The 15,709-nt window shown below is 56.6% G+C and carries 7 protein-coding genes; 4 read left to right on the plus strand and 3 right to left on the minus strand.

The window, feature by feature from the left end; translation table 11 throughout:
* A partial coding sequence (locus Q0746_RS16265) for an S-layer family protein (RefSeq protein ID WP_298262160.1) occupies window positions 1–7,728 on the minus strand: 7,728 nt, incomplete at its 3' end.
* A 223-nt stretch (window positions 7,729–7,951) separates the two neighbouring features.
* Window positions 7,952–8,668 carry a DnaA N-terminal domain-containing protein gene (locus Q0746_RS16270; protein ID WP_298262161.1) on the minus strand — a complete coding sequence of 239 codons (717 nt, stop codon included), beginning with the start codon at window positions 8,666–8,668 and terminating at the stop codon, window positions 7,952–7,954.
* 428 nt (window positions 8,669–9,096) lie between these two features.
* Between Q0746_RS16270 and Q0746_RS16275 the strand changes: the two genes are divergently transcribed.
* The 4 genes from Q0746_RS16275 to Q0746_RS16290 all read left to right on the plus strand — a co-directional run bounded on the left by Q0746_RS16275 (window position 9,097) and on the right by Q0746_RS16290 (window position 13,548).
* Entirely contained in the window at window positions 9,097–10,401 is a 1,305-nt protein-coding gene (locus Q0746_RS16275) for an AAA family ATPase (RefSeq protein WP_298262162.1), read from the plus strand.
* Between the two features lie 4 nt (window positions 10,402–10,405).
* On the plus strand, window positions 10,406–11,476 hold the full coding sequence (locus Q0746_RS16280; protein WP_298262163.1) for a ParB N-terminal domain-containing protein: 1,071 nt from the start codon (window positions 10,406–10,408) through the stop codon (window positions 11,474–11,476).
* 102 nt (window positions 11,477–11,578) lie between these two features.
* Window positions 11,579–12,655, plus strand: coding sequence for a Fic family protein (locus Q0746_RS16285; protein WP_298262164.1), 1,077 nt, complete (start codon window positions 11,579–11,581; stop codon window positions 12,653–12,655).
* Between the two features lie 107 nt (window positions 12,656–12,762).
* Window positions 12,763–13,548 (plus strand): TIGR00266 family protein, encoded by a 786-nt coding sequence (locus Q0746_RS16290; RefSeq protein ID WP_298262165.1) that lies wholly within the window; start codon window positions 12,763–12,765, stop codon window positions 13,546–13,548.
* An 86-nt stretch (window positions 13,549–13,634) separates the two neighbouring features.
* Here Q0746_RS16290 and tssI read toward each other — a convergent pair whose 3' ends face one another.
* Window positions 13,635–15,692, minus strand: coding sequence for a type VI secretion system tip protein TssI/VgrG (gene tssI / locus Q0746_RS16295; RefSeq protein WP_298262166.1), 2,058 nt, complete (start codon window positions 15,690–15,692; stop codon window positions 13,635–13,637).
* Between the last annotated feature and the right edge of the window lie 17 nt (window positions 15,693–15,709).

The following is a 15,709-nucleotide window of genomic DNA, read 5'->3' on the forward strand; positions in this document are numbered from 1 at the left end:
GATGGTGCCCGTGTTGGTCGTGGTCGCCGCGGCGTTGGTGTTCTGCACCAAGCTCGCAATTGTGCCCGCGTTGGTCACGTCACCGCTGTTGGTCACCGCACCTGCTGTGCCAGCCAGAACGTTGAGATCACCCGCGTTGGAAGACACGGTGCCCAAAGTGCCAGAGCTGTTCACGGTCGAGCCCGCAAGCGTCGTCGTGTCGCCGGTTACCGTGCCGCCTGTGCCAACAGTGGTAGTGCCAGCGCTCAAAGCAAGGCTCGCCACAGTGGCAGAACCGCCGCCTGCGTCGCCCACAACTGTTGTGCCAGAAGACGTCACCGCCCCTGTGCCAGCTGCAGCAGTCGCATTCACGTTCAGCGTACCACCCGCGTTATCCAACGCGCCCGCGGTGCCACCGTTAATGTTGGTGATGCCGTCAGATGTTGTGTTCACTGCACCCAAAGTACCGGCGCTGTTAAAGAACGCCGTCCCCGGCACCCCGTCGCCCACGGTGGTCAGCCCGCCGATTGTACCGTTCGCCTCGACAGCCAACACACCAGCATTCAACGTCGCTGCGCCAAGGATCGAAGCCGTACCGCCGCCAGCGCCTAGCGTCGTGTTGGAGCCGGAATTCGCTTGGAAGCTCCCCACAGTGCCTGCGTTGATGTTTACAAGGCTGTCGCTCTCGGTGATCAGCTGGCCAGTGACGGTGCCTGAAGTGTTCACGATGGTCGAGTTCGCTCCGTCAATTGCGTCGCCTGCCAGCAGGTTGCCGCCAATGACACCGTTGGTGCCGACAACCAGAGTCCCGTCGTTGATCGTGACGTTGTTGGTCACAGTCGCCGTCGCGGCAGCGTTACCAATGGAGCTGTTGCCGTCCGACTGGGTCAGACTGTCAACTGTGCCGCCATTGATATTGGCTGAAGCCGCGTTGGTGATCGCCCCCGTGCCCGTGGCGTTTGTTCCGGTAACAAGCAGTGTACCGTTGGTCGCAACATCCAGCGCGCCAGTCTGGCCGCCATTGATAGTTGTAGAACCGTTCGCCAAAGTGTTCACGGCTGCCAATGTACCGGTCGATGTGACCGTCCCAGAGTTGTTGATTGTCTGGGTCAAATTGCCGTTGGCTGTGTTGTTGATCGTGGCATCCGCCGCGTTGACCAATGTCGTCGCCGTTGTGGTGATTGTGCCGTCGTTGTTGATCGTACCAAAGGCGTTGTTGTTCAAAACATCCGTTTCCAGAGTTGCACCATTCCCGATGTTAATCGTGGATGCTGTACCCGCTCCGGTCCCTTGGTTGTTCACGGTCAAACCGGTGTCCCCGAAAGTTGTGCCATCTGCGATGGTGATTGTACCACCGCCCACCAGCGCGCCCGCAGCACCAGCCGCAGCGCCCACGCCGTCGGAGCCGTTGTTCAACAAGGTGGATCCTGCAAGGTTCACGTCAGATCCGGCAGCACCTGTCGTCGAGATGGTGCCAGTGTTGTTGATCGCACCGGCAACATTGAACGTGCCGTTGCCTTGGAAGTCGACCGTGCCGGTCGCGTTGTTGTTGTAGTTGCCGAGGTTCTCTTGAAGGTTGCCGCCATCCAGCACAACAACCGCCGCGTTGTTGTCTGTTGTGTTTCCGGTGCCGACCAAAGAGCCGCCCACTGTGATGGTGCCGGCTTCATTCGTGATGCTGCCCGCGGTCAAGGTTGCCCCTGTGCCAATGCTGGTTGTCCCGTTGTTGGTGAACTGACCAACGTTGTTGCCATTGGTCGTAGGCCCTGTCTGAGCAGGGTCAACCGTCACGGCCGCATTGTCTGCCAGCACCAAAGTGCCGTTATTGTCCAGCGAGCGCACGTTTGTGACTGCCACACCGGTCTCTACAGTCAGGCCATCACCACCAGCTGTCGTGCTGGAGTCGTTGGTAATGTCAAAGCCCGCCGCGTCAACGTTGGAAACCACATCAGTGTCACCCATTGCAGCAACCGTCAGGTTGCCCGTCAGGTCAGCCGCGAGGTCTTGAATACCCGCGTTGGAGATGTTGCCGTTCAAGGTAACACCAGACCCCACGTTGGAATTCGTTCCCAAAACGATATTAGCCGCATTCACGGTCAATCCACCGGCAGTCGTGGCGTCGGTCAGATTGGCATCATTGTTAAACGTGCCATCCCCGCTGCCTGCTATCCCAGTACCGTTCACGTTCACCACCAATGGTCCTGCAACGGCAGATGTCGTGATCGTCCCGCCGTTCACATTGGTCAGATTGCCGTTGATCTCGGTGTTCGCACCGATCTCGAACGTGGCTGTTGCCCCGTCGACCAACACCGCGTCACCCGTCATGCCAACGGTCCCGAAGGTACCACCATTGGCGACAATTGTGCTGCCAGCAGAATTCACCGACGTAACGCCGCCAATAGTACCACCGGTATTGTTGGAGAATGTCCCACCAGTGTTGGTCAGATTTCCACCAATCGAAGCAGAGTTGCTACCACCGGCTGTCGTCAGGTTTCCAGTGATAGACCCTGTGTTCGCAGTTGTGCCCGTGTTGGTCAGACTACCATTGATGGTGCCCGAGTTCGTCGAGGCCCCAGCAGCACTATGGGTGTTGCCAGTTGTCGTACCGATTGTGCCACCAGTATTGGTCAGGGCGCCGCCCGAGGCCACATTGCCGGTGATGATGTTGGTGTTCGTCGTGTCGCCGCCAGTGGTCAGGTTGCCGGTGATCGTGCCGGTGTTGCTCGCCGTGCCGCCAGCCGTGTGGGTTACGCCTTCGGTGGACATAGCCGTCCCGATGGTGCCGCCGCCAGAGTTGTCGATGTTGCCAGCGATAACCGCCGTGCCACCAACCGCGCCGCCGGTGGATTGGTCAAGGTTACCACCCGCAGTCGTCGTCGCATTGCCAGTGATCGAGCCGCCATTGTTCGTCAGGTTACCCGCCGCATCAACGTCGCCGTTTACGGTGCCTGTGCTGTTGTCGACAGTGCTGCCGCCCGTCAGGTTGCCGTGAACCACGCCGCCGCCAGTGTTGGAGAATGTACCCGTGACATTGTGCTCTTCAACAGCGCCGCCGGATGTCCCGATGACCGAGCCGGCTCCGTCATTCGTCACCGCGCCAGCAGTGCTGATTAGTGTGCCCTCGATTGAGCCGCCGTCATTGGTGACGCCCGCTGCTGTCGTCACATTGCCCGTGATCGAGCCACCGGTGTTGTTCAAAGTGCTCGCCGCACCTGTGATTGTCAGGCCGCCGTTGATGATCGAGCCCGCAGTGTTCGTCACAACACCACCCGCCGCATGAGCGTTCGTGCTTGGTGCGCCAGCAGTCCCGATTGTGCCGCCAGCGTTGTTCAACGCACCCGCGACACTCACGTTCCCTGTGATGGATCCGCCGGAGTTGCCTGTCAAAGCACCCGCTGAACTGGTCACGCCACCGTTGATGGTGCCGCCGGTGTTGCTGACGTCGCCAGCAGCCGTATGCGTCGCCGCCACGCCGGTTGACCCAAGCGTCCCTGTGTTGGTGATCGTCGTCGCATTTGTCACCACGCCAGTCACATCGCCCGCGTTGCTCAAAGAGCCGGTGGTCAGCAAGTCCAAGTCACCGTTGATGGTGCTTCCGGCCGTGTCGTTGGTAACCAAGCCAGTGGCGCTATGGGCGTTATTGGTGTCGGTACCGATTGTGCCATCGGTGTTCAAAATCGTTGTCGCGTTGGTCACATTGCCGGTGATGCTTGCCGGAGACGTTCCCAGCACGCCGGTGCTGTTGTTTGTCAACGCGGCACCGGTTGTGAAATTCAGGTTTCCGATGATCGAGCCGTCCGTGTTGGTCACGGCACCCGCCACGGAGTTCGTATCTCCGACAACGCCGCCAGAGTTAATTTGGCCACCCACGTTGGACACTGCGCCAGCCGTGCTGGTCAGTGTACCCGCAATTGTACCGCCGTCATTGGTCACAGCAGCTTGCGTGCTCACTGCGCCGTTAATGACACCACCGGTGGAGTTGTCCACAGTCCCTGCGGCTGTGGTGGTTGTCAAAGAACCATGAATGACAGAGCCAGCACCCGTGTTGGTCACAGCGCCAGTCGCTGTATGCGCGTTGGTGCTTGGTGCACCCGCAGTGCCGATTGTCCCGCCAACGTTGGAGATGGTCGTGCCGCCAGTTACGTTGCCACCGATTGTGCCGCCATCATTGTTCAATGCGGCCGCTGTGGTGAAGGTCACATTGCCAGCAATCTGACCACCGGTGGCATTGCCGCCGTTGTCATTGTCCACTGCTCCGTTCGCGGTCACATTACCGGTGATGTTACCACCACCCGCGCCGTCATTCGAGTTGTCTACCGGTCCAACCAGCGTTGTGATCAGGTTCCCTGTGATGACACCGTTCGAGTTATCAACAGAACCGGCTGTTTGGTTGTCATCTGTATCGAGACCCAAAGAGTTAATCTGGCCGCCCGCATTCACAATCGCGCCGGTACCAGACCCAAGCAATCTACCCTGCACAACGCCGTTCGTGTTGTCCAAAGACCCCAAAGCACTCGCGGTGTAAGATCCGCCAATCGTGCCCGAGTTAACGATAGTGCGCGCGTTGCCCACGACCGCACCGGTCGCAACACTGGTGGTGATGTTAACCGTCGACGTCGTGGGGTTCACGCTCGACCATACGTTGTTGATTGTCCCAACCGTAGACGCACCCGAAAGGTTCGCAGTCCCGTTGTTGGTCAGGTTGCCAATGGAGCCCGTGCCCGCATTTGTAAGCGTTCCGCTGTTGAACACAGTACCGGTCACAGTACCGTTCGTATTATCAAATGTGCCGCCATTACCGGTCACATTGCCGGTAATCGTGCCGCCGGTGTTGTCCAGCTGCTGCCCGCTGTCAGCACCAACATCACCGGTGATAGAACCACCAGCATTCAAGATTTCACCGCCCGTCGGATTCGACCCCCCAGTTGTAACATCACCAGTCACAGAGCCGCCGGTGTTGTCCAATGTGCCGCCCGTCAGCGAGATATTTGTAGATGTGGTCCCGTTACCAATGGACCCGTCGTTGGTGATCGTGCTGTTCAAGCTATTGGCGATGCCACCTGTGGCTGTCAAAGTCTGGCCCGCACCAACAGTAATCGAGCTGCTGTTGCCCCCACCACCAAGACCTTGGCTGGTGATTGCGCCAGTCAAATTCATTGAGCCGGTGCTCAAATCCAGTACCCCGCCCCCGACGTTGCCACCTTGTCCGGTAGCAGCCGTGTCGGCACCGTTGACCAACGTACCGCTGGCGGTCACCGTGCCAGCCGTAACTGTGATTGTGCCCGAGTTGTTGATCGTATCACCGGACGTCAGTGTGCCGCCGTCGGCAAACGTAATTGTCCCAGCACCACCACCGGTCGCATTCGCGCCGTTGTTGTTGATATTGCCCGCGTCGGTAACAGACCCGCCCGCGGCCACGTTAATGGCTGCAATGTTGTTCAGCGTGTTGCCGGTGCCGTTCAACGTGGACCCCGCGCCCACTTCAATGGAGCCGCTGTTGTTGGTGATCGTGGCCGCCTGGAACGTCTCACCATCTGCGATGTTAAATGTGCCGGTGTTGGTCAATGTACCCGATAGGGTCAGCCCCGGTTCCGCAGTGAATGTACCATTCGAATTCAGGTTGGCCAAAGACAGGGAGACCGTCCCAGCGGAAACTGAGTCTGATCCTAATGTCAGCGTACCGGCGCCGCCAAATGTCAGCGTCCGCCCTACGGTGCCATAGGTGCCGTTCGCAACATAGGTGTAAGAACCAAGGAGCGTTGCACCACCTGCCGCAACACCAAGCGTGCTGCCCCCACCGCCTGCAGTCGTCGATGTGTCATTGATCGTACCATTTATGGTCACATTGCCCGACAGCTCAACTTCAGAGCCATCGCCCAGCGTTAAATCACCCGAAACCGTACTGCCAGTCGCAGTTGTACCAGTGATTGTGCTACCCGTGAGGCCGTCTGCGATATCAAGCGCGCCTACGGTGCCGTCATTCAACGCAAATGTACCTGCATCGATATCCGCAGTTCCGGTGACCGTGCCATTCGCATCAATTTGGCCGCTGCCGCCCGTCGTTTGCGTGTAGGACCCGATAGTTCCGTCAACCAAGCGGAACGTGCCATCGTCGTTTGCAACGTTGCCTGAGATATTCGTGCTGTTCCCCAATGTGACAGATTCGCCGGAAGCCACGTTGAGCGTGCTCGTAACCAGCCCAAGGGCCCCAGCCCCTGCGCCCGTGACAGTGCCAAGATCGACAGACGTGGCCTCGATGCTCAACGAACCCGCAGCGATGTCCAGAACACCTGCGTTGCTGAATGCGCCGACACCTGTAATCGCGTTGTCGCCTGCAACATTGGTAATAGTGCCGTCTGTGATGGTCAGATCACCCGCCATAACGGTGCTGTCGTTTACATTGATCTGATCACCGGCCGCCACATTGGTAATGCCGCCGCCGAAGCTACCGCCGTTCAGGTTCAATGTGCCGTTGTTGTTAACATCTTGAGCGATAGAACCGCCGCTCGCATTGGTCAGCACGCCGGACGTACCAACCGCCACGACGCCCGTGCCCGTAATTGCACCTTCGTTGGTGTAGCTGCCGTTGACCGTGACGTCGCCAACAGTCGATGCCAGATTGACCGTGCCTGTGGAAGTGCTCCCAAAATTCAGACTCACCGTTCCGGCGGAGATCGAGATCGAGCCCCCACCAGCATCAATGTCACCTGAGTTTCCAAAGGCTGTCGCACCGCTCACAACGACTGCGCCGCCGCCGGCGTTCGTGATTTCACCAGAGTTGTTCAGATTACCTGACAGCGTGTTAGTGCCAGCTAAGTCCATATCTCCTGTTGAGGTGTTGGTTATATCTGCAAACATGCCGCTGTCGATCGTTGCGACACCTTCGTTTGTTAGTAGGCCACCGACAGTAGCGCCTGAATCAACGGTAAGAATGTCGTTCTCGGCATTGTTAACAGGCCCGGTCACGACCCCAGTGCTTTCTAGGTTAATGGTTGAAACATTGGCGTCACCAAGGTTGTTAGCCGAAGCTACCGTGCCCTCAACGTTGATAGTACCCGTGCCGGTGGCAGAGTTGTTCACCGCTTGCGCGCTGCCACCGTTTGAAATGGTGACCGTCCCAGAGTTTGATACGCTAGCCCCGGCGCTATGGGTCAAATCCCCATTCACCGTAAGGACACCGGTGTTGATCAGACCACCGCCCAGGACGCTGGTGCCATTCAGGACCATGCCATCGCCAGTGGCCAATCCATTGGTGATTAAAGCGATGCCGCTAAGGGTAACGTCTTGCCCGAAGGTCAGAGAACCGGTTCCGGTTGTTGCAAAACTTCCGCCAACCACATCCACGTCAACCAAAATAGCGCCGTTGATTGTGAAGGTTTTGTCGCCGCCAACCGTATCAGCCCCTAGCGTAAACCCGCCACCGCCGCCGGAAAACGTAACATTTCCATTGAATGTCGAATCGCCGATAACCGCATTCTGGCCGACGGCTACCGTATAGGTGCCAACATCAAAGAGTAAGGTATCCCCATTTGTAAAGCCGGGTCCCCCCATCCCAGAGGTAGGAAGCCAGTTGCTCTGGTTAGGGCCTGAGGTATCCCAATCCCCTCCACTCGCCGCGCCAGGTGTTCCGCTGGAGCCCACCCACTCTACGTCTTGCGCGATGGCCTGTGTCACGGGGTAGGCCCAAGCAATCGCTACAAGCGCAGTAACTGCCAACATCGAAGTGCTAGAGCGTAGCCTAGATTTCATAAAACTATTTGAGCGGGAAATCGACTGGGCAAACGTGACGAACATTTAAAATAACTCCGGAATAACGGTTTGACCGGAAGCTTGCACAAATTGAGATAACTATCAACAGTTAGGCATAATTCTGCCTAAATTAAGAATATCTAAATCTATTGTGTTGACCTCATGCTACAGGCCATCTGTTTAGTCGCAATTACAGACACTTAGATATGACGTCGCAAACTCGCTACTGTCGCCTACACGACAATACAACCTTCGGAACTGGATGGTGAGCCGCTTTAGCTTCAATTTTGACCGCCTCATGAATAAATTTCAAAAGATGTGTTGCAATGTATCCCGCGACGAATGAGTTCGGCGCAATTAGTTTTAACTCGCCTCCTGTTTCTTCCCCTTCCGCAAGCTTCGCGAACCAGCTTTCATAAATTTCTGGATGCGTTTGCTGAAGGCGTCGCGCGACTGCAGGCCAGCCAGTCGTGCCCTCCGGAACGACACTCAATGAAACCGGTTTTGTCGCAGCTGAGGTGAAGTCAACTTTTACAACGCGCCCAGCACCGGACATCTCCTGCATGCGCTCAACAAAATCCGTGCCCACCGCAGGCCAGCAATCTTCAGTTTGTGAATAGATGCGCGGATAGTTGAGCCGATAGGCCCCGACCCGCCCTCGAACTCCTGGTCGAATGCAGATGAGCCAACCATCGCTGGTAAGTCGCTTCATCTCTCGTTTTACTGTGCGTTCGTTGACCCGCCACATTCGTGCCAGTTCTGTATGACCAATTGAAACCTCATCCAGACGCCAGTTGTATCTGGCTGTGATCACAGCATTCAGGCGCATTAGAGACGTTTGTAGCGTCAGGCTTCCATGCAGTCCCGCAACGTTGAGGGCTGTCAGCAAGTCATATTTCAAAGACCCCGCCTGAGGTCCTGTCAGTTTCTTAAGTTCCACGATACCATGCCTGTCACCTTGCGCCGGTTCACTATGTTCCGACTTTTTGCCTCTGGATCATTTGATCCTTGCACCTTCTTTGGATGCGATTCTGCTTAAGGATGACAAAGGCATGATTTCCCGTTTTCTGTCAACCTGTTTGAAAATACGGGATATCTACCAATTTCCCCAAATCAAAAAGAAAATATAGGTTTATTGGTGAGGGGTGACACCAGTGATGTCACCTTATTTAGGGTCTGCTGTCACCCTATTTAGGGTCTATCTTGAAATACTGTCACCGTATTTAGAATGGATTTGTCATAGCCGCGTGCAAAATCGCGCAAATCTATAGAATCGGTGAAAAACGCGATATTTTTGAATTTGTGTTTTGCGTGTTTCGAGTTTTCCCGTTATTTAGCAGAAAATGCACAATAACAAGAGCAGGCAAAATGCGAGACCATTCAAATCTTCAAGACATGAACGAACGCTCCTTGGCGCAGCAAACGGCCGTGCGTCGGGCGACCTTCTCTCCGGGTGAGGTGAAAAGCCTCCGACCTTTCTCGATTTGGGAGATCTCCCAGTTCATGTTTGATGTTCCAGCGGACACTTTGCGCAAGAAGTTGGCGGATGACCCCTCCCTTCCGCAGGGTGAGACGCAAGAAGACGGGCGTCAACGCTGGTTCACCCTTGAGGAGATCAATGAGCTGCGTTTGCGGGTCAAGTTTCGTGGCAAGACCCTACGCCCTGAGCGGCCCAAGGGACGGGCCATGCGGGTTGCGGTGTCCAACTTTAAGGGCGGCGTCGGGAAAACCGTCGTCGCCCAGCATCTGGCCAATGCCGCTGCATTGGATGGGTACCGCGTGTTGTGCATCGATTTTGACCCGCAAGCGACCCTAACACACTCCATGGGGCTCAATGAGGTCAAGGAGACGAACACTGTTTGGGGTATCATGTGTCGCGATTTGTGCCGTGAGGCGGACCGTATTGCAGACAGCTATGACGACCCTGACGACTGCCCCTACCCGTCTTCGGATGAGTTGCCGGAGGATGTACAATCCATCGGCGCACAGCGGTTCCAAGATTTCATTCAGCCCACCTGCTGGCCCACTATCGACATCATTCCAAGCTGTGCAAATGCGGCCTTCGTTGAGTTCGCTTCTGCGCAATACCGGTCCTTGCATAAGGCATGGAGCTTCTTTGGATGCGTCGCGCGATATCTGGATGAATTGCCCGACGATCAATACGACTTGATCATCTTCGACTGCCCTCCCGCGATTGGATATCAGTCTCTAAACGCCGCATTTGCGGCAGATATTCTCTACATCCCCTCGGGGCCTGGCTATTGGGAATACGACTCGACGACGTCTTACTTGGGTCAATTGGGGGATGCGATGCAGGACATCTCCGAAGGGTTTGCGACCTTGGCTGAGGACGCAGGGTTAACGCTGCCCAAACAGTTTCATGATGTACGTTTGCTGATGACGCGCTTTGAAGCCAACAATCCCTTGCACGCCGCAATGATGGATGCGTTTCGCAATGTGTTCGGCGCAGATGTCTGCGCCAACCCCATTGAGATGACCCGCGCGGTGGAGCAATCGGGCCGCTTCCAGATGAGCGTCTACGAGCAGGATTATCGGCAAATGACCCGCGAGACGTGGAAACGTGCACGGCAAAGCTTTGACCGCGCCTATGACGAATTCCGAAACACTCTGCTGGCCTCATGGAAGCGCCAGTCCGAGCAGGGAAAGGATTGATCACATGACACGCGACAACAAATTCGGCTTCGCGCCAATAGAGACCAAATCCGTAAAGCCCCGCGAACGGGCGGTGGGCCCGATGGGGGCGGCAGTACGGGATGCAGCTGAAAGCCTGACCGAAAGCACCGAGGCCAAGGTAGAGCAGCGGCGCCAGAACGCCGATGACGCCAAAGCCTTCCGCGCGGCGGCCGATGAAGGGCGGGTACTGGAACGCGTTATTCTGTCCGACGTTCACACCGATGATTTGCCCCGCGACCGTCTAGAGTTGGACGCCGTTGCCCAAAGCGATGAGATGGAGGAGCTGAAATCCTCCATCATGGCCCGCGGGCAAAAGGAGCCGGTGGAGCTTTACCGCGGCGATGACGGTCGTTTGCAGTTGAAGAAAGGGTGGCGCCGCTTCACCGCCCTGAGCCAGCTTTTCGCGGAGACGGGGGATGAGGCCTACTCTGGTATCATTGCGCGGATCGCGAAGGCTGATGATAACCGCCTGATGCGCTACATTGACATGGTCGAAGAGAACGTCGTGCGCGAGGATTTGACCTTCGCAGAGATGGCGCAAGTGGCCATTACCGCCGCGTCTGATGCGCAAGTCGAAGAGGGCTCGGCGGATGTTTTAGTGGGGCGTTTGTATGGCGCTTTGCACAAGATGAAGAAGTCTTACATCCGCAGTTTTGTGACACTTCTGGAGGCCTTGGAGGAAGACCTGTCATGGCCCAAATCGGTGCCGCGCAATCTTGGCGTCGATGTTGCGCGCGCGTTTAAAGCAGGGCAGGGGGATGTCGCGGAGTTGCGATCCCGCCTTGCTGTAGCTGCGACGCCGGATGCGCAGAATGCAGTGCTTGCGGATTTTGCGGGAGGGGCGGCGCCCACGGCGAAGCCATCCGTCAAAGCACCTAAGCAGAAGTTCGAGTTCCACGTGGGCCAGACCAAAGTGACGGCCCGCCAAGGGGAGTGCCGTATCGTCTCCAAACAGGATTATGCGTCGATCCCCAAGGCTCAGCTGCAGCGTGCGATCAAGGCGTTTGAGGATGCATTGGCCGAGGAAGGAAGCCCTTCCATCAAAAGCCTCTAGGGTAACCCATGGGTTACCTTTTGGGGGTGTTGAGGGGATTATTTTTGCTAATCAAATCAAAATTGGCTGGTTTTTGATTTGATTAACGGTTAGAACCCCCTCATGGCAGAAATTTGGTCCTCCCCCTATTGGCCGCGATTTATCTTCGACGCGACGGCCCTAGCCCCCTTGCTTGCCGCCGCATCCGAGGCGGTGGGCGAAGTGCGCGGAATGCATGCAGGTCTTACCGACGACGAACGAGATGAAATCATCTTACGGGAATTCACCCGCGAAGCAGTGCATAGTTTCTCCATCGAAGGCGTGGAATTGGAGCCCTCTCAAATACAGGCGTCTATCGTGGCCAGTATGGCAAACAAGGCTCTAACACAGCCCAAACGCCGCGCCGACGATGTGGTCGCGGTGATGCGGGACGCGCGGAGCGGGGCAGGGGGGCTGACGGCGGAACGGCTGCAAAACTGGCATGCCACCCTGTTTGCAAAAGCCGAAGTCGAAGACCTTGGCCAATGGCGAAGCTTCGACATGGTCATCGCCAAAAGCAACATCGCGGGGCGAGAGAATGAAGTTCTTTACCGCGCAGTGCCTGCCGCGCGGGTGGCCTATGAGATGGAAGAATTTCTTAACTGGCTGGCCACGGATAAAAGCCCGCCGGCGATCCGCGCAGCAGTGGCGCATCTGTGGTTCGAGAGCATTCACCCTTTCAGCGACGGCAACGGGCGTATTGGTCGGGCCTTAATAGAGTATGTTTTTGCTCAAACTGCGTTGCTGCCGTTTTCCTTGTCGCGCCAGATCGAAGCCGACAAACAGGGCTATTATGATGCTTTGCAAGCGGGGCGTGTAGAGGGGCAAGGCGGGATCGACGCCACGCCCTTCATCGGGTGGTTCCTCGAGGCCTTGCTGGCAGGCGTGGAGGCCGCCCATGCCGAGGCGCGGTTCCTCGCGGCACGCAACCGGTTCTTCTTGCGTCACGAGAGCGCTTTGAGCGCGCGACAGGGCGCTGTGCTGCGCAAATGGTGGGGCTTGGGTGCTGAAAGCGTCTCAGAAGGCCTCACAGCGCGTCTTTACGTCAAGTTAGGCTCTATTGCACCTGCAACCGCCACGCGGGATCTGGCGGCGCTTGAAGAGGCTGGGGTGCTCGAAGGCGTGGGGGCAGGGCGCAGTCGCGTATATCTGAGCATTTGACCCCATGTTCACAGCTTGACGAAGGCTGCCCTATCTAATTGTCTAACCCAACGGGCATAGTGGCCGCCTACATTATGATTTTAGTAAAATGAGTTTAGGAGAATGAGATGCGTTGCCACGAAGTAGACTATGAAATTTTCGGCGATGACATGCAGATTGTTGAGGTAGAGCTTGACCCAAGCGAGGTTGTGATCGCCGAGGCTGGTGCCATGAACTACATGGAAGACGGCATCGGGTTTGAGACACGGATGGGGGATGGCTCTCGTCCGTCCGGCGGCATTATGGATTCTCTCTTGAACGTGGGTAAACGCGTGCTGACCGGAGAGTCGATCTTCATGACGCATTTCAAGAATGACGGTCAGGGTAAAAAGCGGGTGGCTTTTGCGGCTCCCTACCCGGGGAAGATCATTCCTGTGGACATGGCCGCCATCGGCGAAGAGCTGATTTGCCAGAAAGATGCGTTCCTTTGCGCGGCTTTCGGGACATCCACCGACATTGCATTTCAGCGCAAGCTAGGGGCGGGATTCTTTGGTGGCGAGGGGTTCATTCTACAACGTCTGAATGGTGACGGGATGGCTTTCATTCACGTCGGCGGCACGGTTATCAAACGCGAATTGCAGGCAGGGGAAGTGCTGCGGGTGGATACAGGTTGCTTGGCGGCGATGACGGCAGGTGTCGAATATGACATCGAGCGCGCAGGCAATCTGAAGTCCATGGTTTTCGGTGGCGAGGGGATCTTTCTGGCGACACTGCGGGGACCGGGAACGGTCTATCTCCAAAGTCTGCCGTTCTCTCGCCTTGCGGATCGCGTGATCCGAGCCGCAGGCCCAGGGGGAAGCAAAGGCGAAGGCTCAATTCTAGGTGGGTTGGGCGACATGTTCGGCGACCGCTAAACCGTCATTAATTTAGAAACGAAAAAAGGCTCCGGTGGTAAACCGGAGCCTTTTTAAATTGTAGAAAATTAGGTGGCTGTTACGCCTTATTCACCCTCTTTCGGGCATTCCTCGACCAAGGGTAGGGCCTTATTTGCGGCGCCCGAAAGTGTCGGAACTTGCGCAGACCCCGAGCCACCCATGCTGACCATGCCTTTGAGGTCAATTTTCGGCGCTTTCAACTCGATCCCCGAAGGCCCGATCGTGATCGAGCCGCCTGGGCCTTTAATGGTGAACTTCTCGTAGGCCATGAGCGTGTGCTTGCCGGTGTTGGTGGTGATGCTTTCAACCACATTTACCGTCATTTTGCCGGAAACCTCATGCTCTACATTGCGGCCGACCGAAATCAAGTGATCCGCGTAGATGGCTTGCTTGTGGATGTTGCCAACGTTTTGGATGTGGTCTTTGCCATAGTCTTCGATCTGGTTCTGACCAACCTTGTAGTTCACGTCGCGACCAATGGTGTGGCGGGCATCTCGTCCTACGGATTCGGTGTGATCTTGCCCGACAGAGATGGATTTATCCCGTCCGACGGTTTCAAACTGATCGTTATCCACCCGTTTCTCACGGTTGTTTTCAATGTGGATTTCCTGATCCTTCTGACCGTGCATGTAGATCTTTTCTTGATCTTTTTCGTCCTCGAAGGTCAGCTCGTTAAAGCCGCTGCCTTGATGGGTGTCGGTCTTGAATACAGATTTGGTTTTATTGGACGGAAGCGCATAAGGCGCATTGTTCTTGCCGTTGTAGACGCAGCCTGTGACCAAGGGTTGATCGGGGTCGCCTTCAAGGAACTCGACCACGACTTCCATGCCGATACGTGGGATGATCATGCCACCCCAGCCTTTGCCGGCCCAGTTCTGTGACACGCGGCAGCGCATCGAGTAGGCCTTGTCGCGGTCCCAGTGGAAGTGAACCCAAATGCGGCCATATTCGTCGCAGTCGATCTCTCCTTCGCCCACAACAACAGCCGTTTGAGGCCCATGGACGATGGGGCGGGGGGTGACGCGTTCTGGCTCGAAGGGTTCTGCGATCGGGGACATGATGTAGCTGGCCGTATAGGCGTAGCCATCATCCCCTGCGTCGCCGGAGCCGTATGCCTGCGAACGGAAGGTGTAATCTACGCGCAGACACAAGAATTCCTCGTCCAAGATGCCGGGTACCTGCTGCCCGCCAACGGTGACGCGGCACCCTGCGTTCAGGGACACCACATCGCCCACAACAGAATGGTAGTGATCGTTGGAACGTTCTTGCAGCGTGCGCAGCTTCACCACTTCGGTGCCGCGGCCGCGGTCAAGATAGTCCCCCGGGTAGTCATAGCTTTCGATCTGACCGTTGTCATATTGGGCATCGCCGGTCTGCTCTGTCAGCATTTGCGATACGGGTGTTTTGAAGTTGTAATCGGTCAGGGTCACAGCGCCGGTGGTGAGCAGGCGACGCGGTTGCCAATGCCAGAAGTGCTCCTCCGGCGGGCGATGCTGCCCATCGATGGGATAAAAGGGCACGGTGCCTTGGTCGATCACTGGGAAATCGTCCATGTTGTCGTTCAAGACCAGCTTATGAGCGCCCTCTTCATGCACGAAATAATAGTGGATGCCGAAGCGTTCCAACTGGCGGGCGACAAAGTCAAAGTCGCTTTCGCGGTACTGAACCGTATACTCCAATTCGGGGTAAGAGCGGGTCAGATTGATCTCGAATGTCGTGTCGCCGTGGCCGGTGTATTCGCTCAGGACGGTTTGGATGATGCTGGTCACGTCTTGGTTGTGGAAAATCCGCTGATTCCGGCGACGGGTCGCAAGCCAGAACCAAGGGCGCAGGACCAGCTCGTAGGTATTGCCGTTTTCCTGAACGCCGGTCCATTCGGCCTCGGTTACAACCCCATCGAAGAAGGATGTGTCCCCCGACATCGAATCAAGTTCGACTGTGGCATGGGTGCCGATCAGGGTGTTGAAGTCGATATTTGGCTCGTGAGACAGGGCCTCGACCTTGAACTGAAAGAGTTCGTCGATGCCACTATGCCCATCGAATCGCAGCAGAACCAAATGGTCCTTCCCGAGCGACGTGTGAAGTTTCCCGACTTTGTTATCTTGAGAGAATGGCTTGTTCATGAAAATTGAACCCGAGT

The organism is uncultured Litoreibacter sp. (assembly GCF_947487515.1).
Classification (GTDB): Bacteria; Pseudomonadota; Alphaproteobacteria; order Rhodobacterales; family Rhodobacteraceae; genus Litoreibacter.